Source organism: Iocasia fonsfrigidae, from assembly GCF_017751145.1.
Taxonomy (GTDB): domain Bacteria; phylum Bacillota; class Halanaerobiia; order Halanaerobiales; family DTU029; genus Iocasia; species Iocasia fonsfrigidae.
In genome coordinates, this window is sequence record NZ_CP046640.1 from 479,760 (window position 1) to 499,653 (window position 19,894).

Sequence of the window (19,894 nt, forward strand, 5' to 3'; positions counted from 1 at the left end):
AAAGGTGGTTTGGTCTGGTGTTCAAGGGAATAATACGAAAGATATTACTCATAAATATATTAATGTTTATAGCTGTATATCCTGTACTGGCTGATGAGCTCTCTACTGACAATCCTTATTCACTGACTGCTGAGGGAGAGATTGTCTATGACAATCATCAGGGATTAATCAGGTCAGAGGGTGGGGTTGTATTTGAGTCTGCTGATTTCAGGGTGGAGAGTGATAATATGATTATCGACCTTGAGAAAACAATTGTTACAGCTACTGGGGATATAGTTAAAATAATATCAGATGAGCAGGTTTTGATTGGCAATAAATTAATTTATAATTATAATACTAGAATGGGTTCTGTTTACCAGGCCAGTACTAAGGTTGAAGACCTTAACTTGGCTGGCGATGAAATTAAGTTTATGCCCCCCCCAAAAAATAATATTAAAGACGATATGATCATAGAACTTGAACAGGCCTATTTAACTACCTGTGTATTTGATAATCCACATTATCATGTTAAGGCTAATAGTCTTGAATTATATCCAGATAATAGGATTATAATTAAAGGGGTTAAGTTTTATTTAGGTAAGGTAATGGTATATTATTTTCCATCATATGTTATTAAATATGATGAAAAAACGGGGACATATCAAAATGTTACCCCTTTTCCCAACATTGGCTATGATTCAAAAAATGGTCTTTTACTTGAGATGCATTACCCCTATCAAATAGGCGAGAAAACGGAAGGTTTGATTACAGCCGGTTTTAATGATGAAGGTGAGAGACACAATAGTTTAAAACACAATTATCAGCTAGCTGATAATTATAAATGGGTTACTAATGTTGTTGATAAAAAGGAAGAAGATGATGATGACGAAGATGAATATGAGAGGACGCAATTGATTGATAGTGGTCTGAATTACCGCAAGGGACGGGTTAATGTCTATACAGGGTTGAGGTATGATTTTATAGATGACGAGACAATAGCAAAGAGTAGAGTGAATTATAATTTAGGGAGATATAGTTTTTATACAGGACTGGGGTATAATCTTACTATTAAAGACTGGGAAGAGAAATATGGTGTAATTTATCGGGGTAATAAGGCAGTTTATGAATTGAAATATGTTAGTGGTTATGATCGGGAATACCTGCCCTATCTTAGTATAAAAGGTAAGACAACTAATTTTGCCGGGTTTAATACCAATCTCAGTCTGGGTCTGGGGCGTGTCAGGGACGATGGGATTACCGCTAATAAGGCTGTTGTTGGTCTGGCCCTGGGGCGTAGCTTTTATCTGACAGATAATTTTAGAATTGGTCTTAATAGTGATTTGGCCTATCATCAATATTTTAGTTCTTTTAATGAGGCTTATCAGATTTATAATACATCTTTGACCGGGGCTTATCAACTTGTTTTAAGTCCTACTGTCAGTCTAAAACCGTTTTTAACCTATAAGCTGACAGATACCTATGGAACCCCGGTATTATCTGATGATAAAGAAGATAAAGAAAGGGAATTGAAACCTGGAGTGGAATTAACATACCACCTCCCTGGTGATGAAGGTGCATGGAAAGTAGGGATAGAGGGTAATTATGATCTGGAACTAGAGGTCTGGGATGAAAAAACCATCAGGCTGACCCGTGATTATGATTGTATGAGTGCCTTCCTGGAATATGATACAGTTGCTAGTGGTTTTGGATTTGGTATTGAAATAAAATAACTGGATTAGTGAATAAATGTGATTGATAAAGACCTTTCATGATTGCGAAGGGTCTTTTTTTTTTAATACCTGTTTGCAGGAAATAGCAGATTAATAGTTAAATATATAATATGGAAAAAAATACAATTATAGGAGGGAGAGTACTCATGAAGAGGATTTTAAATTTTCTGCTTATCTTAGTAATCAATATACTATTATTTTCAGGGATAATTATAGCTAAAGAATACAGGCCTGTTTTGAGTGGTAGTTTTAATGTAGGTGATAAGAGATATGATGAAATTTTGCTGGAGGAAGATGACAGTCTGACAGAAGAGATAGTTGATAGGTACAATTATGAAAAGTTTTGGTTAAAATACAAACAAAAACTTAGTACTACGGATTATTACTACCTTAAAGGTCAATATTATAAGAAGAGGTATGAAGAGAGGGGAAACTACAATAATATAAATTTTGACCTTCAGGGTAATTATACCTACCAGTTAAGTAATAAATTAAGGAATAGATGGTTGTTAACCTTGCGGGATAAAGAATATCAGGAAAATGAAAATTCTACATACCAGATGCTCAGGCTCAATTATCAGCTGGATTATAAGTATAATCAAAAGAATAAGTATTCATTAGTCTTACAGAGACAATTGGAGGATTACCTTAATGACAGTTCAAAGGATAATATCTATGATAGGATATCAGTAAATTGGGACTATCAAATCAGAGAAGATTTTACCCTGAACTCAAAGATTCAATTTAATAGAGAAGTATATAAAAACCTGTCAGAGCGGACCAACAAATACGGTAGGCAGTTTGGAGTGGGATTTAGCTGGGAATTATAGGACTGGCCAGTTCTCGATGGGAGCGGGGTTTTCTTTTTCCACTGAGGGCTTCATTAATGATTTTATTTGTGATATAATAAATTTTAACGTTAAAGTCAGGTATTAATTCAGGGATAATTTTATAATTTTTACATATTTTATTTATAGTGTTTAGTTCCTAAAGAAAATATAATAATAAAAGATTATATGGTTATGGTGTGTAGAATTTATCTGTTTCATTCTAATTTTATATATTTTATATGAGGAGTAAAACACAGGAGGGATGATGGTAAGTGCATTATATGTCTAAATACCGGGAATGGTTGTTAAGTGACTACTTTGATGAGGAAACTAAAGCAGAGTTGAAGGCCATTGAAGGTGATGAGAAGGAGATTGAAGAGAGATTCTATAAAGACCTGAATTTTGGTACAGGCGGCCTGAGGGGTATTGTTGGTGCTGGAACAAACAGGATGAACAAATATACCGTGCAAAAGGCCACCCAGGGAATGGCTAATTACATAATAAATTACTGTGATGACGGCCGGGAACGGGGGGTCGTAATAGCTTATGATTCCCGGCATATGTCAGCAGAGTTTGCTCTTGAGTCAGCCCTGGTTCTTAATGGTAATGGCATAAAGGTTTATTTGTTTGATGAACTACGTCCTACCCCTGAACTATCTTTTGCGGTCAGGGAACTTAAAGCAGTTGGTGGGATAGTTGTGACAGCCAGTCATAATCCACCGGAGTATAATGGTTATAAGGTCTACTGGGAAGATGGTGGACAGGTGGTTCCTGAGCAGGCCAGAGAGATAATTGCAGAAATTGCTGAAATAGATGACTATGATTTTGTAAAGAAAATGGCAAATAAAGAAACCGCTGTTGCTGAAGGTCTGCTGGAGATAATAGGGAATGAGATTGATGACCGCTATATTACAGAGATGATCAAGGTAATACCTGAGCAGAAACTGGCTGTAGAAAAAGGAGATAGTATCTCTATAGTCTTTACACCCCTACATGGCACTGCCAATAAACCAGTACGCCAAGTCTTAAAAGAACTTGGTTTTACAAAGGTGGCTGTAGTTGAAGAACAGGCTGAGCCAGATGGGGATTTTCCTACAGTAGAGAGTCCTAACCCAGAGAATTTTTCAGCTTTTAAATTGGCCCTGGAAAAGGCCAAAAGCTTTGAACCTGATCTTATTCTTGGTACTGACCCTGATGGGGATAGAATGGGTATTGTAGTCAGGGATGGTGAGGGTAATTACCTGGGTCTGACTGGTAACCAGGTTGGTGTTCTGCTTACTGATTTTATTCTGAACAGAATGAAGGAAGAAGGGAAACTCCCTGATAATGGGGTGGTCATTAAAACCATTGTGACTACAGAAATGCTTAACAGGGTTGCTGCTGACTATGGTGTAGAGGTAATGAATGTCCTGACTGGATTTAAATTTATTGGAGAAAAGATAAAGGAGTTTGAGGAAAAGGGTGATAGGACATTTATCTTTGGTTTTGAAGAGAGTTATGGTTACCTGGCTGGGACCTATGCCCGGGATAAAGATGCGGTTGTTGCTGTTGCCCTGGCTGCTGTAATGACCCTTTATTATCAAGAACAGGGGATGTCAGTTTATGACAAGTTGAATGAATTGATGGATAAATATGGTTATTATCAGGAAGACCTGGCAGCTATCAGGCTGGAAGGCAAAGAGGGGGAAGAGAAGATAGCTGGTACTCTGGCTGAATTGAGGGAGGAAAAACCGGAACAGATCTGCGCCATCCCTGTAGTAAGCTGTAGTGATTATCTGGCTGGTAAGACTTATTACTACAATAACAATAGGGAAGAAGAGATTAAACTGCCGGAATCTAATGTTCTACAGTATAAATTGGCAGATGATACTCTCTTGACTATCCGGCCCTCAGGGACTGAACCCAAGCTCAAGCTTTACTTTGCTGTGCGGGCTGATACGAAACAAGAGGCAGATGATAAGATCAAGGATTTTAAATCCAGATTCCTGGGAGAGATAAATGAAATACTGGAGAGTGTTTAGTAAAGAGGGGTTAATGGATTTACCATTAACCCTTTTTTCAGTACTTTATACCTATATTATTAAGAATATAAATTGAAATTAGGCTATTTTTAAAGGATTTTGTGAGGATATATAGAAATATATTAAAGAAAGCGGAAGATAGCGAAAAATTTGACTAATTCAGGAGAGTGATAAATGATATGAAAGTAAGAAAAGCCATTATTCCGGCAGCAGGTCTTGGTACTAGGTTTCTGCCAGCTACCAAGGCACAGCCCAAGGAGATGCTGCCAATTGTTGATAAGCCTACTATTCAGTATATTATTGAAGAGGCTATAGATGCCGGTATTGAGGATATTTTAATTATTACCGGTAAACATAAAAGGGCTATTGAGGATCATTTTGATAAATCACTGGAGTTAGAGTTTGCTCTTAAGGAAAAGGGTAAAGATGAGTTACTGAGTCTTGTTGAAGAGATTTCTAATTTAGTTGATATTCATTATGTCCGTCAGAAAGAACCAAAGGGACTGGGTCATGCCATCTACTGTGCCCGCACCTTTATCGGGGATGAACCCTTTGCTGTTCTGCTCGGTGATGATGTTATGACAGCAGAGGAATCAGTAATCGGGCAGATGATGAAGGTTTTTGCTGAAAAGGGTAATCCGGTATTAGGCGTACAGCAAGTTGCTAAAAAAGATGTCGATAAATATGGGATTGTTAAGTATAGTAGTCAGACAGATCGGGTTTATCAGGTTGATGACCTTATTGAAAAACCCGCCCTTGATGAAGCCCCTTCTAATCTGGCTATTCTTGGTAGGTATATAATTACCCCTGATATATTTCCAATACTGGCTGAGACAAAACCAGGTAGGAATAATGAGATTCAGCTGACAGATGCGCTGCAGGAACTGGCCAGGAAACGTCAAGTCTATGCCTATGATTTTCTGGGTAAGCGTTATGATGTAGGCAATAAAATGGGTTTCCTACAGGCTACTGTGGAGTTTGCCTTAAACAGAGATGACCTGGGTGGAAGATTCAGAAAATATCTAAAGGATGTTTTAAAACAGGAGTAGTCTTATAAGAAGATAAATGGTCGAGAGTGGGGTGTAGGCTTTGGAAAGGTCTTTAACTCATATAATAAATACAAAGTTAGTATATTTATTTATTATTATGGCTGTTTTAATGATAGTCTTTGTTGTTACTTTTACCAATAATTTTGTTAATAACCTGGTATATCATAATATCTTGAAAATGACCGTGGAGTCTGTTTATTCATCACTAACTCAGTTTGATGAATCACTTCATACCATGGAAAATTTTTACGATAATCTAATTGTTAAGATGGCAGATGATTACCGTCAGAAGATGGAGGAAAAGGGACTGACAGTCCAGGATATGTCTGCAGAGCAGTTTGATAAAGTTTTAGTTGATATACTGGAAAAACATAGGTCTGAATTGAATGTGCTGGGAATTGACAGGGATATATATAGTAATATATATTACTATATAATTAATCCTGCTGGTAGAATAGTAACAACAAATCATTCTATTTATGAGAACGCTGACTTAATAGAATATAAGGATTTAGAAGGCTTGCCGTCAGGAAGATTCTTTTTTCAGAGGTTAACCTATGACCCACTCACTGAATTACCTAAAAAGGATGGGTATATTATATTTGCTAACGGCTATATACTCAAAGTCTCTCTTCCCTTTGATGTAGAGCTCTTTGACAGGTTATCAAAGAGAATAAAGTCAATAGAGAAGGATATCAGTTATGTAGAAGAAATTGGTTTTTATAAGGCTAATTATACCCCGGTAAATGAGCTCTTTAAAGAACTTACTGATCAAGATCAGGAATATCTGCGTCGCCTAGGGGAAGAAGACTCAATTAGAAATGATATATCTGCTTATAAATCAGTTTATTATGGCAGGTGGGATACCAGAACAGAGGCTCCCTTTACTAATCAATCCTATTATCTTAAAATGAAACTAGATTTCTCTAAACACTTGGCAGCACTTGGTAAGACGATTTCTATGGTTATTGCTATTATAATATTTTTTACTATTTTGATTATTTTTTTAATTACCCGCAAATTGTCGGCTGATATCACTGCCCCTTTTGCAGAACTGGCTGCGAGTATGAGTCAGTTGACTAATAAGGATTTAGATAATATAGATCAAAACCTGCAGAAGACTGATATTAAAGAGATTAATATGCTGCTGGCCAGTTATCAAGGGATGACCAGTGAACTATCAGCATCTTTTGAGGAATTGAAGGCCATGAATGAAGAGCTGGAGGCATCATATCGGGAAAGCTATAACCTGGCTGAGAATTTGAATAATGTTATTGAGGTAGCAACCAAGCTGACTGGTATAGTTTTTGATGACAGGACAATTTTTTTGAGAGATCTTTTTTATGTAGCCAAGCAGTTAATAACTGAGGCTGATTATGGCAGTGTCTATTTGATTGATGAAGGTGAAAACAGGTATCTTGATTCAATAGGCCATGATATTAAAAAACTAAATAATATTCCAATTACACCTGATTATCTTGCTAAACAGGGAACTGTCCAGTTTATTAAAGATATTGAGACCGAGGTTTATGATCCAGCATTTCAGGATATCAGGGCGGCTATTTTAGAGGCTAAAAAACCGATCAAATCTAGTCTGGTTGTACATTTAACAGTTGGAGAAAAAATAGTTGGTGGTCTGGGTTTTGATATTGCTAAAGGAAGTGAATTGTCATTTAGTAAACATTCCATTGAAACAGTAAGGGCTTTTGGTAATCTGGCCTCTGCCTTTTTAACCATGATACAATATAAGAATATTGAGGAGGGTTTCCAGAGGTCGATTATTTTATCAATTATTAATATACTGGAAATACATGATAAGTATACCAAGGGCCATTCTGAAAATGTTGCTGAGATATCTGCCCTTATTGCCCGGGAAATGAATTACCCTGAGAAGGAGATTAAGGTCATTGAATGGGCAGGATTGGTTCATGATATAGGTAAAATTTTGATTAGTAATTCTATTTTAAATAAACCAGGCAGGCTTTCCCGGAAGGAGTTTGAACAGATTAAGCAACACCCTGTCTGGGGTTATGAGGTGCTGGTTGGTTCAGATGAGTTAAAGGAGATAGCTACTTATATCAGGCATCACCATGAAAGATGGGATGGAACGGGTTATCCAGATCAGCTGTCAGGGGAAGAGATTCCAAAAATAGCTAGAATAATTGCCCTGGCAGATTCATGGGATACTATGAGGAGTGACCGGGTCTACCGCCAAAAACTATCCCTTAATACCGCCAGACAGGAATTAATAGATAATAAGGGGACTCAGTTTGACCCTGAGATTGTAGATATTGCCCTTGAATTGATAGTTGATGGAAAAATCAAGTAGTTTTGCAGTCACCTTTTGTTTACTCCGCATATAATATATGTGGAGGGATGGTGTCTAATGAAGATTTTAATAAGTGGTGGCAACGGCCAGTTAGCACGGGCTCTCAGGGGGGCTCTACCTGCAGATTGTAGTGTTTTTACACCTGATAGGAGGGAATTAGATGTAAGTTCTTTTTCAGTAGTTGAGGATTATTTTGCCAGAGTCAGACCGGAACTGGTAATCCATACTGCTGCCCTGACAAATGTTGACCGTTGTGAAAAGGAGCCTGGGCTGGCTCTACTGGTTAATGCCAGAGGAAGCCGGAATATTGCCCTGGCCTGTCAGGGGTTTAATGCTGAGATGATTCATATTAGTACTAATTTTATCTTTAATGGTAAGAGCAAGGATTTTTACAGGGAGGATTCTCTGCCTGATCCAATAAATATCTATGGCTATTCCAAATTACTGGCCGAGTTTTTTGTCAAGGAACTGCTGAAAAATTATTATATTGTCAGAACTTCCTGGCTTTATGGTGAGGGGGAGGACAATTTTGTAAAACGTATGATAGGGCTTGCCTGCCAGAGGAAACTACTCTGTGTTGTAGATGATCAGTGGGCAGCACCAAGCTATACTGTTGACCTGGCAGAAGGGATTTTAAGGCTTGCTGCCAGTAAAAAATATGGAATATATAATATGACAAATAAGGGGTACTGTAGCCGCCTTCAATGGGTTAAGGAAATTATCAGGATAAGTGGAATTGATGTAGAACTTAAAGCAGTAAGTTCAGATTATTTTCCTACTCCGGCAGTAAGGCCTGCTTTTACTGTTTTAAGTAATGATTTACTGGAACAGAAGATAGGTTTCAGGCTGCGCAGTTGGGAGGAGGCCTTAAAGGAGTATTGTCAAAGAAGTGGTAATATTTGAAGTATTTAAATACAGCAAATAAAAAAGAAAGGGTGATGATTAGTGAAATTGAAGGTGGTTTTGGTAGTCTCTCTTGTTGTGATTTTAGTCTCAGCTGGAAGTGTTGGAGCGGAAAAACTGGGCTCGGCAAATTTAACGGCAAGGTCTCTGGGAATGGGTGGTGCTTTTACTGGACTGGCTGATGATTTAAGTTCATTGTATTATAATCCTGCTGGTATGGTGAACAGCGGACTGCTTGGTATCCAGCTTGATCTGGGGACAATGGTCTCTATTTCAGATGAACTGGATGAATTACAGGATATACCAGATAAGATTAATGATGATAGTATTAGTGATGCTCTTTCTGTTATCCCAGATGATGTAAATTTTATGGGACAGGGACAGCTGGCGGCTAATTTTAAGTCATTTGGTGTGGCCTATACTACTAAGGCTTTTGCTGAGTCATCCAACCAGGGTTCTTCGGCCTCTGCTAAGTTAATTAAGCTACAGGAAGGTGTCTTAAGTCTGGGTAATGAATTAATAGGACTTCCCTTTGGTGTAGGCAGACTGGTTTATGGGATGAATTATAGGTTAATTAAATTAGAAAAGGAATCATATGCGGTTTCATCTGCTACTGAAGTTACGAAGATAGAAAGCGATGATGATAGTTTTGCTATTGACTTGGGTTTATTAATGAATATGACAGATAATTTCAGGGTTGGACTTCAGATCCAGAACCTGATTAAACCGGATTTTGATCTGTCAGGTGATAAAGAGAAGAGTCATTATGATGGTTCTACCTGGGTTATAGATAGTGATAGTTATTCTGAAGAGATGAAACTGGACAGGGTCGGCCGGATAGGGGCTTCATTAAGAGTCCCGATAATTGATCTAACCCTGGCAGCTGATATAGATAATCTAGGTTTCCTATCTGATACAAAGGATGATGAGGTATATCACTTTGGTATAGAAAAAGATATAATCTTTAACGGTTTATCTCTGCGGGCCGGTACCTTCAGCCAGGAAGATGGTGATAACTATCTTACCTGTGGCCTGGGATTAAACCTTAAAGCCTTACACCTTGATATTGCAGCAGCCAGTGATGATAGATTTGATAAGAGTGTTGCTGCTGTGGTTTCTGGAAGGGTGAAGTTTTAGATATTTCCTAAATAATAATAATGCTAACCTCCTCTGGAAAATGAGGGGGTTTTGTTTTTTCGAGATTGTGGATAACTTTGAAAACCGACAGATATATTTGTCTGGTTAATAGTTTATTGATTAACTATGTGTAATAAATAGTTTAAGTTAAGAAGGCTGATGTATTTGATTAAGTCTGGCTAGCGAAACCATTTTATTCTTCAAGTAATTTTTAGTATTTGATTTCATCGGTAGTTATTATTTTTTCTTTAAAATATTTGAGTTCATTGATAGTATTGTTAAGTATGTCAATTGCTTCATTGATATTATCAATGGTAGCTACCTCTTCATCCTGGTCTCGATCCCAGATTTTTAGAAGGTTTTCTAGTGTTTCTCGCATTCTATAGCGGCAGGCATCTTTATATTTGTTGCTGGTCATTAAATCAACCATATTTATCCCCCTTTAAACTGACTATAGTGTATATAGTTTGTAAAGTGAGGTTAAAATATACGCGCACGCGTGACAAGGGGACGGTTTGTTTGTCACGTGTTTTTGCTTAAAATATGAACCAGTCCTGCCAGTCATCAAGTGGGAATCCTGGATCTAGGAGTTGAGCGAGTTCACTAAGGCTGTTAGGCTGCTTGATAAAGATTTTATTGGCTCTTTTTTTGCCGATGCCTGGTATAGCAGACAGCTGTGCCGGGCTGGCTTTTTTAATTTCAAAGGGCCAGGGTAGAGCTGTAATAGAACGGTAGCCGTGGTCAATGACCCTGACGGTAATAAATTCATGCAGCTTGAGTTCTCCTGGTATACCGATTAGAATGGGATAACTACCAAGTTGTCTCCCATAGGTCAGTTTCCCTCTGTTGGTTTCAGTGAGGACATTGTTTAATACTATTCCCCTGGGGAAAACCCTTTTTAACATAGGCTGATTTATTTCCCTGTTTATCCTTTCCTTATACTCCTTAAATCTCTGTTGTTCTATTTTAACAGCAGGGTATCTACCCATAGTAACTACCTGTCTAATGTTTATTCTCCTTAACATCAACCCTGCCTCATATATTTTCTTAAGAAATCTATAATTTAGCTCCATGGTCTCCGGCCTTTCACCAGTTAAGCCGTGGAGGAGGTTGATCCCCGGTAATAATCTGGGAACCCCCTTCTTTCGTATCCCGCCAATTTCGTTTAGTATTTCAACGGCTTTAAAGGTTGTACTGGTATCTGATTCAATCTTGTTTTTTTTCAGGACAAGGGGGTCAGCAGATTCCAGACCAAAGGCAGCAATATCACCAGGGGTATTGTATTTGATGATAGTCTTTAAGATTGCCCTGCTTTCCTTTTCATAATTACTTATATTGGCTGGGTTGATATTATCCAGGTGTAATACTTTTAGACTGGGATCAGCCTCCCTTATTCCTGCATAGAGTCTATTTAGTGCCTCTGGATTGGGGATTAGACTATTGCTGTCCCGTACTGCATTAAAGAGCAGGAGGTCGGTCTGGCAGCCCAAACGGTAATAATGGTTGCCGCATTTGGCTAGAGCTTTTACTTCTTTGATTATCTCTTCCGCTTTTCTTTGATAGTTTGTTTTTTTTAAACCCTCACTACAGAAAGCACAGTGTGTAGGGCGCGGACATCCTCTGAAGGTCTCGATTTCGCAGACTAGATTGGGATAAAAGGGGTGTTTTCTGGTCAGGGCTGCCCCTTTGACTGCCCAGTTTGCTATATGCCTACTGATTTCAGCTTTGTCAATAGTTTTAGAACTAAGTAATTGATAGAGGTCCAGGCTGGCCAGTTCTCCACAGATATGGTCATAACCTGGTATTTCTTTTTTGACAAGTGTGACAGGACCTCCCAGGACTTTCTGGGGATAATACAGTTTTCGGGATAAGTCCTGAATTTCTTTCAAGGAGATGGGTTTTCCACCAAGGTAATGTCCGGGGACTGTAGTTCCGGCAATGACTATTACCAGGTCAGCCTCTTCAAGTATATTCAGGTACCCGGCCCAGTCGTTTCGCAGGGTATCTATGGTATAGTAGCTGAGGTTTTTTTCTTTAATACCGACTGCTAATAGGGCCCCATAGGTATAGCGGATATGTGGTGAAATATAAGGGGGTACCCCTAAACAGGAAGGTTCATCCAGGTAGCCGTCTATTAGTATAGTTTTGATTTTACTATTTTCCATGATTTGTCTCCTTTGTGATATATATTTTTAAGGTATACCATGAAAAAGTTAAAATAAATTAAGTTCTCATTTAATTATAGGGTAAAGAAAAGGGTTTGTCCAGTATTTACCAGCAGGTTTTGTGTTGTTTTCAAAGAAATATACTATATAATAAAAGATGTAATAATAGTTTATAGGGGTGATAAATATAATGAAACAAGGGATTATTTACAGGGGTGTTATGATGGGACTAATAACCTGTTTTCTTATTATTGCTATTCTGTTTGCTTTTAATGATAATCTTGGTGCAGCAGGGGATAATGATTATATCACTTTACAACCGCATATTATTGATGGTCAGGAGATGTTTCAACTGAAAGAACTGGCTGCTCAATATCAATGGCTTTTAGGATATAATGCTGAAAGTAGGAGTATTTATATCAATACCAGGGGAGAACAGCTGAGTTTTTCTCTTGAAGAAGGGATTATTGACGGAAATCCATTGCCAGTAGCTCCAGTAATCTATCAGGGGAGGACTTATTTGAGTATAGAAGCAGTGAGGACTGTTTTGCAGACAGTTCTGACTGAAGATCTGCCCTCTATGATAGGTGGACTTTATACAGATGCTGATAATTATAGTGAAGGAGAGATTATTACAACCCATCTTAGATTATATAATATCGCTCAGGAGAGTGTTTTTCTGAACTTCGGTTCTGGGCAGAGCTATGACCTTGCTTTACTACAAAATGATGAAGAAGTCTGGCGCTGGTCTGAGGGGAGATTCTTTACTATGGCCCTTATCCGCAGAGAACTGGAGTCTGGTAATAAACTGGTTTATGATGTTGAAATTGAAGAGGAGATTAAGCCTGGTGAGTATACCTTAGTGGGGGAGATAGCTACTGTTGAAAATAGGCTGGTTCTTAATCAGATTGGAATTGAGATTAGTGCTGAGTAATAGATTTTGATAATAGTTTTGCATATGTATAAATATAAAGAGATATGATTAAGATTATAAGTGGAACCCTACTGGGTTCCTTTTATTTACGGTTAGGATTATAGATAACTTTGAAGGCCGACAAATACATTTGTCTGGCCTATGATAACTAGTAACTTTGTAAGAAGTATTTCTAAGTAAAGTTAATAATTAGTTTTTAAGTTTGGATGGCTGCGAAGCCATTTTGTTCAAGTTTAGGAAATTATGCAATTTTAAAATTGTGGATAACTTTAAAGGCCGACAAATATATTTGTTTCCCTTGTCGTGCGCTGCGGTGTCCTACCTCCGCTTACTGTCGAGAAATTCTCCTTCGGCGTCCTGCCTGCGGATAATTTCTAGAGTCGTCCAACAAATATATTTGTCTGGTTAATAGTTTACTGATTAACTATGGGTAATAAATAGTTTGAGTTAAGAAAGTTGATGTTTTGATTAAGTCTGGGTGGCGTAGCCATTTTGTTCAAGTTTAGGAAACTATGCAATTTTGAAATTGTGGATAACTTTAAAGACCGACCAGTATATTTACTTACCTTGTCGTGCACTATGGCGTCCTGCCTTCGTTTACTGTCGAGAAATTGTCTTCCGGCGTCCATGCCTCCAGACAATTTCTAGAGTCGTCCAGTAAATATATTGGTCTGGTTTATTATGATGAGTAGTTAACTTTGAGTGAAAAGTGGTTCTAAGAAAAAATTAATAATTAGTGATTAAGTCTGGGTGGCGGAGCCATTTTGTTCAGGTATAGGAAATTATGTGTTAAGCAGGTTTGTGGATAACTTAATAGAATTAATAAGTATTATGAAAAGAAAAGAGATACAAAAACAACATACGATTAAAAAAATATTTACTCATAATAATAACTGGAAAATCTTTAAGGATAACAGATTATCAGAAGTGGTTCCAGCTGATATGATAGATGATGTAATTGAACAGGTTGAAAGGGCATTGGGTTGTGGAAATCCTGAAAATGGATATACTTTATATAAATGTCTTGAATGTGGTCATGAGCATATAATTGGATTTAGCTGTAAAAGTCGTTTTTGTGTACGATGTGGCAAGAAATATATAGATAATTGGGTTGAGAAACAAGTAGAGAATATACTTGATACAAGTCATAGACATTTAGTATTTACATTACCAGAACAATTAAGAGGGTATGTATATTGGCATAGAGATTTATTGAAAGATATGTGCGATGCAGTAAATGAATTAATTCAAGATTACTATGATAAACAATCAAAGGAAAAAGAATATCAAGTTGGAGTAATAACAGTAGTTCATACTTTTGGGAGGGATGTAGGGTTTAATCCTCATATCCATGCTCTATTAACAGAAGGAGCATTAGATAAATATAAGCAGTGGAAGCATATTGGATATATTTCATATCCATATTTAAGAAAGTCATGGCAGAAAGTATTACTTAATATATTTCGAAAGTATTTCAAAGAGGGCTTAAAGGTTCAGAATTTAGTAAGAGAACTGTATCAAAAATATCCTAATGGATTTTATGTAAATGCTGAATCTAGACTAATTAATGCTAGAGGTGCAACTAGATATATTGGTAGATATCTAGCACGTCCAGCTATGGCTGAATATAGAATACTAGAGTATGATGGTAAGAAGGTAAGGTTTTGGTATGAAGACCATAATACGAAAAAAAGAAAAGAATTACTGCTTGATGTATTAGACTTTATAGGTAGATTGATAATGCATGTACCTAAAAAGTATTTTAAGATGGTAAGAAGATATGGGTTATATAGTAGAGGTTTTAATAAAAAAGTAAAAAAGATAGTATCACTATGGAAATACATGAAGAAAAGACAGTTAAAACTAATAGTGGTAGAAAAGAAAAAAAGAGTAATGAGATGGCGAGAAAATATTATAAAAAGTTTTGATAGAGACCCATTAATATGTAGGAAATGTGGTTCGGAGATGGTATTATATGAGATATGGAGTCCTAAACATGATTTTATTTATCATTTTGAACATACAGATGAAAATGGACGACATATAAAAAGATATCCATGGGAGGAGGATCCTAGAATTGAAAGACGAAAAAGAGCGAGACAACTGGGAACTACCATTCCATTCCCCGGACCACCAAGAAGAATGGTATGTTTATAGATGTCCAAAGTGTGGGATGGATGATCATGTACCTGATTTTGTAGTAGATGAGTTTGCAATGGTTCAAAAATTGAAAGAAGGGGAAATGCCTGGAGTGGCATGTCCTGAATGTCTTACAAAGATGGTTTTTGAATCATCTTATATTAAATACCCCTACCGTAAAACAGAAGGGGATTCTGAGTTGCAGTAGGGTGGCGTAGCCATTTTGTTCAGGTATAGGAAATTATGTGTTAAGCAGGTTTGTGGATAACTTAATAGAATTAATAAGTATTATGAAAAGAAAAGAGATACAAAAACAACATACGATTAAAAAAATATTTACTCATAATAATAACTGGAAAATCTTTAAAGATAACAGATTATCAGAAGTGGTTCCAGCTGATATGATAGATGATGTAATTGAACAGGTTGAAAGGGCATTGGGTTGTGGAAATCCTGAAAATGGATATACTTTATATAAATGTCTTGAATGTGGTCATGAGCATATAATTGGATTTAGCTGTAAAAGTCGTTTTTGTGTACGATGTGGCAAGAAATATATAGATAATTGGGTTGAGAAACAAGTAGAGAATATACTTGATACAAGTCATAGACATTTAGTATTTACATTACCAGAACAATTAAGAGGGTATGTATATTGGCATAGAGATTTATTGAAAGATATGTGCGATGCAGTAAATGAATTAATTCAAGATTACTATGATAAACAATCAAAGGAAAAAGAATATCAAGTTGGAGTAATAACAGTAGTTCATACTTTTGGGAGGGATGTAGGGTTTAATCCTCATATCCATGCTCTATTAACAGAAGGAGCATTAGATAAATATAAGCAGTGGAAGCATATTGGATATATTTCATATCCATATTTAAGAAAGTCATGGCAGAAAGTATTACTTAATATATTTCGAAAGTATTTCAAAGAGGACTTAAAGGTTCAGAATTTAGTAAGAGAACTGTATCAAAAATATCCTAATGGATTTTATGTAAATGCTGAATCTAGACTAATTAATGCTAGAGGTGCAACTAGATATATTGGTAGATATCTAGCACGTCCAGCTATGGCTGAATATAGAATACTAGAGTATGATGGTAAGAAGGTAAGGTTTTGGTATGAAGACCATAATACGAAAAAAAGAAAAGAATTACTGCTTGATGTATTAGACTTTATAGGTAGATTGATAATGCATGTACCTAAAAAGTATTTTAAGATGGTAAGAAGATATGGGTTATATAGTAGAGGTTTTAATAAAAAAGTAAAAAAGATAGTATCACTATGGAAATACATGAAGAAAAGACAGTTAAAACTAATAGTGGTAGAAAAGAAAAAAAGAGTAATGAGATGGCGAGAAAATATTATAAAAAGTTTTGATAGAGACCCATTAATATGTAGGAAATGTGGTTCGGAGATGGTATTATATGAGATATGGAGTCCTAAACATGATTTTATTTATCATTTTGAACATACAGATGAAAATGGACGACATATAAAAAGATATCCATGGGAGGAGGATCCTAGAATTGAAAGACGAAAAAGAGCGAGACAACTGGGAACTACCATTCCATTCCCCGGACCACCAAGAAGAATGGTATGTTTATAGATGTCCAAAGTGTGGGATGGATGATCATGTACCTGATTTTGTAGTAGATGAGTTTGCAATGGTTCAAAAATTGAAAGAAGGGGAAATGCCTGGAGTGGCATGTCCTGAATGTCTTACAAAGATGGTTTTTGAATCATCTTATATTAAATACCCCTACCGTAAAACAGAAGGGGATTCTGAGTTGCAGTAGGGTGGCGGAGCCATTTTGTTCTTAAAATTAATTTTTATCAACTCAGGTGCAAATCATGCAGGATTTTAAGGGGAATTGGATAATATTATATAGCAGAGGATGGTGAGTAAAATGAGTGAAAATTTAATAAATGTTGATGATGCATTACAGTTAAAAAGGGATGAAGTGATAGAATATTACAAAAAACATGTAAATCCGTCACTGGCCAAGATGTTTGCTCTTCTCAATTTTGACAGGCATTATGTTCGTGCCAGTGGGACCAGTGTCTGGGATAGTGATGGCAATGAATACCTTGATTTCCTGGGAGGGTATGGGGCCTTGAATCTGGGCCATAATCCTCCAGCAGTTCTGGAGGCAATTAAGAAAGTAACAGAGCTGCCCAATATACTGCAGGCTGGTATGGGGACCATGGCCAGTGCTGCCGCCTATAACCTGAGTTTACTTGCACCGGGAGAATTAAGTAACAGTTTTTTTTGTAATAGTGGTACTGAAGCAGTAGAAGGGGCAATTAAAACAGCAAAAATTGCTTCCGGGAAGTCCAGGGTTCTTTATTGTAGGAATTCTTTTCATGGTAAAACAATGGGTTCACTTTCTGTAACAGGACGTGAAAAATACCAGAAACCGTTTGGCCCACTTGTTCCGGGTAATGAACTAGTTGATTATGGTAACCTTAAAGCCCTGGAAGTGATGCTTGAAAATAATGAGTATGCTGCCTTTATTATTGAACCAATACAGGGTGAAGGTGGTATCAATCTTCCAACAGATGAATATTTTAAAGGTGTCCGTGAGTTATGCACAGAACATGATGTGTATTTTATCCTGGATGAGATACAGACTGGTTTCGGCAGGACAGGGAGTCTTTTTGCCTGTCAACAATATGATGTAGTACCTGATATTATGTGTCTGGCCAAATCGCTTGGTGGTGGAGTGATGCCGGTAGGGGCTTTTATAACTACTAAAGAGATCTGGAATAAGGCTTATGGTGGAATGGATAAGGCCCTTTTACACACTTCTACTTTTGGCGGGAATACACTGGCTGCTGCGGCTGCTATTGCAGCTATGAAGGAATTAGTTGATCAGGATTTAAGTCAGCAGGCCCTTGAAAAGGGTAATTATCTCCTGGGGAAATTAAATGAACTTGCTAAAGAATATGATATAATAAAAGAGGTCAGGGGTAGGGGTCTAATGATTGGTCTTGAATTTAATCAACCAGATAGGGGTGTTCTTGATAAACTATCCGGGGGGATAGTTAGTAAACTCTCCCATGAATATATGGGTTCCCTGGTTGCCGGGGCTTTACATAATGAACACCATATTATCACAGCCTATACCCTGAACAATCCTAATGTAATCAGGTTTGAACCACCATTAATTGTTACTTATCAGGAACTTGATAAACTTGTCGAAGCCCTGGAAGATGTTTTTAGCCGGTATAAAGGCCTCTTCGGCATGGCAATAAAAAGTGCTAAAACAGTTATCGGGGGATTGTTTAAAAAATAGTTTAAAATTTCCAAATAAGGCAATAATGTTTCACAAGAAACAATATATGGTATTTTTTTCTTCAATGTAATAGAGGTGATATTTGATGAGGATTGGTGTTTTTAGTGATAGTTATAAACCATATCTTAGTGGGGTAGTAAAATCAATAGAGTCTTTTTCCTATCAGCTCAGGAAAAAAGGCCATCAGGTCTATATCTTTGCACCTGATTATCCAGAGGCTGAAAAGAAGAAGGATGTTTTTCGCTTTCGTTCTCTGCCTGTGCCGACAAATGATGATTTTCGTCTGGCTATTCCTATTTCCAGTCATATAATACAGCAGGTAAAGAAACTGGAGTTGGATATAATTCATACCCACTCACCATTTATGATGGGCTGGCTGGGGCGTCATGTGGCGCAGAAATTATCGCTCCCACTTGTTTTTACCTATCATACCCTGTATGGGGAATATGCCCACTATGCCCCTTTTGCTAAGGGGCTGGCCCGCAAGTTGGTTGTTAAATATAGTAGGGATTACTGTCAGACCTGTGATATAGTAATAACCCCTACTGAATTTGTTAAGAAAAGGCTCTTGTCTTATGGAATTACTACCCCTGTTAGGACTATTCCCACAGGTATAAGTCTGGAGCCATATCAAGCCAGTAATGGTAAAGATATAAGAGAAAGATATAAGGATTCCGCTGATGAAAAATTATTGTTATTTGTAGGTCGTCTGGGGCAGGAAAAGAATGTTGAGTTATTAATAAAATCTTTCAAGGTGGTTAGAGAGAATCTAAGTAAATGCAAATTATTGATTATTGGTGATGGACCTGAGCGAAAGAAATTGGCGAGGATGAGTCGTGAACTCTTAGTGGATGATTATGTTGTCTTCACAGGGCAACTAAGTCATGATAAGGTGATTGATTATTACTGTGGTTGTGACCTTTTTGTTTTTCCCTCAGTTACTGAGACCCAGGGTCTGGTAATTTTAGAGGCAATGGCAGGAGGGATGCCTGTAACAGCAATTAATGCTGCTGGTTCTTCCATTATGGTTGACAATAATATTAATGGGATATTGACTAAAGATGATTATTACCTCTTTGCTAATGGTATTATTGATATCTTGACCGATGAAGAGAAATATAAGTATCTAAAGGAAAATGCCCTTAAAAAAGCAGCAGACCTTTCCATGGATAAAATGGTTGATAGATTAATTGCCAGTTATCAGGAGACTTTATCTCAGCAAAGGGCTAAAAAATCACTGGCTTGATATAAATAGGGTCAAATAGTTTCATTGACGGTAGTATAGAGAAATGATATAATTTGATTATAAATATACATAACTGGTATATATTAGGCTTATTTATTGATTAATGTAAATAAAAGGGGGGATATC

16 protein-coding genes are annotated in these 19,894 nt (G+C 37.0%); 14 read left to right on the forward strand and 2 right to left on the reverse strand.

Annotated features, from left to right (window positions below; all coding sequences use genetic code 11):
- The first annotated feature begins 17 nt into the window (after nucleotides 1-17).
- The 7 genes from GM661_RS02410 to traF all read left to right on the forward strand — a co-directional run bounded on the left by GM661_RS02410 (nucleotide 18) and on the right by traF (nucleotide 9,978).
- On the forward strand, nucleotides 18-1,709 hold the full coding sequence (locus tag GM661_RS02410; RefSeq protein ID WP_230868585.1) for an LPS-assembly protein LptD: 1,692 nt from the start codon (nucleotides 18-20) through the stop codon (nucleotides 1,707-1,709).
- 146 nt (nucleotides 1,710-1,855) lie between these two features.
- Nucleotides 1,856-2,539: a hypothetical protein gene (locus GM661_RS02415; protein WP_230868586.1), complete on the forward strand. Its 684-nt coding sequence runs from the start codon at nucleotides 1,856-1,858 to the stop codon at nucleotides 2,537-2,539.
- Nucleotides 2,540-2,811: 272 nt separating this feature from the next.
- Nucleotides 2,812-4,560 (forward strand): phospho-sugar mutase, encoded by a 1,749-nt coding sequence (locus GM661_RS02420; RefSeq protein WP_230868587.1) that lies wholly within the window; start codon nucleotides 2,812-2,814, stop codon nucleotides 4,558-4,560.
- A gap of 179 nt (nucleotides 4,561-4,739) precedes the next feature.
- Nucleotides 4,740-5,609, forward strand: a complete 870-nt coding sequence (gene galU, locus GM661_RS02425) for a UTP--glucose-1-phosphate uridylyltransferase GalU (RefSeq protein WP_125987849.1) — start codon at nucleotides 4,740-4,742, stop codon at nucleotides 5,607-5,609.
- A 40-nt stretch (nucleotides 5,610-5,649) separates the two neighbouring features.
- On the forward strand, nucleotides 5,650-7,938 hold the full coding sequence (locus GM661_RS02430) for an HD domain-containing phosphohydrolase (protein WP_230868588.1): 2,289 nt from the start codon (nucleotides 5,650-5,652) through the stop codon (nucleotides 7,936-7,938).
- Nucleotides 7,939-7,995: 57 nt separating this feature from the next.
- Nucleotides 7,996-8,841, forward strand: a complete 846-nt coding sequence (rfbD, locus tag GM661_RS02435) for a dTDP-4-dehydrorhamnose reductase (protein ID WP_230868589.1) — start codon at nucleotides 7,996-7,998, stop codon at nucleotides 8,839-8,841.
- A gap of 42 nt (nucleotides 8,842-8,883) precedes the next feature.
- On the forward strand, nucleotides 8,884-9,978 hold the full coding sequence (gene traF, locus GM661_RS02440; protein WP_230868590.1) for a conjugal transfer protein TraF: 1,095 nt from the start codon (nucleotides 8,884-8,886) through the stop codon (nucleotides 9,976-9,978).
- Nucleotides 9,979-10,189: 211 nt separating this feature from the next.
- On the opposite strand, the gene GM661_RS02445 is transcribed toward traF, so the two are convergent.
- Both GM661_RS02445 and GM661_RS02450 read right to left on the reverse strand, forming a co-directional pair.
- Nucleotides 10,190-10,408, reverse strand: a complete 219-nt coding sequence (locus GM661_RS02445) for a hypothetical protein (protein ID WP_125987855.1) — start codon at nucleotides 10,406-10,408, stop codon at nucleotides 10,190-10,192.
- 106 nt (nucleotides 10,409-10,514) lie between these two features.
- Nucleotides 10,515-12,143, reverse strand: coding sequence for a radical SAM protein (locus tag GM661_RS02450; RefSeq protein ID WP_230868591.1), 1,629 nt, complete (start codon nucleotides 12,141-12,143; stop codon nucleotides 10,515-10,517).
- Nucleotides 12,144-12,333: 190 nt separating this feature from the next.
- Here GM661_RS02450 and GM661_RS02455 point away from each other — a divergent pair, with 190 nt between their 5' ends.
- From GM661_RS02455 to GM661_RS02485, 7 genes are all read left to right on the forward strand, one after another.
- Nucleotides 12,334-13,077: a BsuPI-related putative proteinase inhibitor gene (locus GM661_RS02455; RefSeq protein WP_230868592.1), complete on the forward strand. Its 744-nt coding sequence runs from the start codon at nucleotides 12,334-12,336 to the stop codon at nucleotides 13,075-13,077.
- A gap of 801 nt (nucleotides 13,078-13,878) precedes the next feature.
- The gene (locus tag GM661_RS02460) at nucleotides 13,879-15,234 is read left to right on the forward strand and encodes an IS91 family transposase (RefSeq protein ID WP_230866728.1); all 1,356 of its coding nucleotides are present in this window, start codon (nucleotides 13,879-13,881) and stop codon (nucleotides 15,232-15,234) included.
- On the forward strand, nucleotides 15,155-15,424 hold the full coding sequence (locus GM661_RS02465; protein WP_230866727.1) for a hypothetical protein: 270 nt from the start codon (nucleotides 15,155-15,157) through the stop codon (nucleotides 15,422-15,424). The genes GM661_RS02460 and GM661_RS02465 overlap by 80 nt, the downstream gene beginning before the upstream one ends.
- 52 nt (nucleotides 15,425-15,476) lie before the next feature.
- Nucleotides 15,477-16,832 carry an IS91 family transposase gene (locus GM661_RS02470; RefSeq protein ID WP_230867103.1) on the forward strand — a complete coding sequence of 452 codons (1,356 nt, stop codon included), beginning with the start codon at nucleotides 15,477-15,479 and terminating at the stop codon, nucleotides 16,830-16,832.
- Nucleotides 16,753-17,022 carry a hypothetical protein gene (locus tag GM661_RS02475; RefSeq protein ID WP_230866727.1) on the forward strand — a complete coding sequence of 90 codons (270 nt, stop codon included), beginning with the start codon at nucleotides 16,753-16,755 and terminating at the stop codon, nucleotides 17,020-17,022. Before GM661_RS02470 ends, GM661_RS02475 begins: the two co-directional genes overlap by 80 nt.
- A 111-nt stretch (nucleotides 17,023-17,133) precedes the next feature.
- Nucleotides 17,134-18,522 carry an aspartate aminotransferase family protein gene (locus GM661_RS02480; protein WP_230868593.1) on the forward strand — a complete coding sequence of 463 codons (1,389 nt, stop codon included), beginning with the start codon at nucleotides 17,134-17,136 and terminating at the stop codon, nucleotides 18,520-18,522.
- Between the two features lie 85 nt (nucleotides 18,523-18,607).
- The gene (locus GM661_RS02485; RefSeq protein ID WP_230869750.1) at nucleotides 18,608-19,768 is read left to right on the forward strand and encodes a glycosyltransferase family 4 protein; all 1,161 of its coding nucleotides are present in this window, start codon (nucleotides 18,608-18,610) and stop codon (nucleotides 19,766-19,768) included.
- The last annotated feature ends 126 nt before the right edge of the window (nucleotides 19,769-19,894 follow it).

What these genes read in the sequence shown, in the direction of transcription:
- GM661_RS02415 (WP_230868586.1), top strand. Translation starts at nt 1,856, where the DNA reads ATGAAGAGGATTTTAAATTTTCTGCTTATCTTAGTAATCAATATACTA.
- galU (WP_125987849.1), top strand. Translation starts at nt 4,740, where the DNA reads ATGAAAGTAAGAAAAGCCATTATTCCGGCAGCAGGTCTTGGTACTAGG.
- rfbD (WP_230868589.1), top strand. Translation starts at nt 7,996, where the DNA reads ATGAAGATTTTAATAAGTGGTGGCAACGGCCAGTTAGCACGGGCTCTC.
- GM661_RS02445 (WP_125987855.1), bottom strand. Translation starts at nt 10,408, where the DNA reads ATGGTTGATTTAATGACCAGCAACAAATATAAAGATGCCTGCCGCTAT.
- GM661_RS02450 (WP_230868591.1), bottom strand. Translation starts at nt 12,143, where the DNA reads ATGGAAAATAGTAAAATCAAAACTATACTAATAGACGGCTACCTGGAT.
- GM661_RS02455 (WP_230868592.1), top strand. Translation starts at nt 12,334, where the DNA reads ATGAAACAAGGGATTATTTACAGGGGTGTTATGATGGGACTAATAACC.
- GM661_RS02480 (WP_230868593.1), top strand. Translation starts at nt 17,134, where the DNA reads ATGAGTGAAAATTTAATAAATGTTGATGATGCATTACAGTTAAAAAGG.
- GM661_RS02485 (WP_230869750.1), top strand. Translation starts at nt 18,608, where the DNA reads ATGAGGATTGGTGTTTTTAGTGATAGTTATAAACCATATCTTAGTGGG.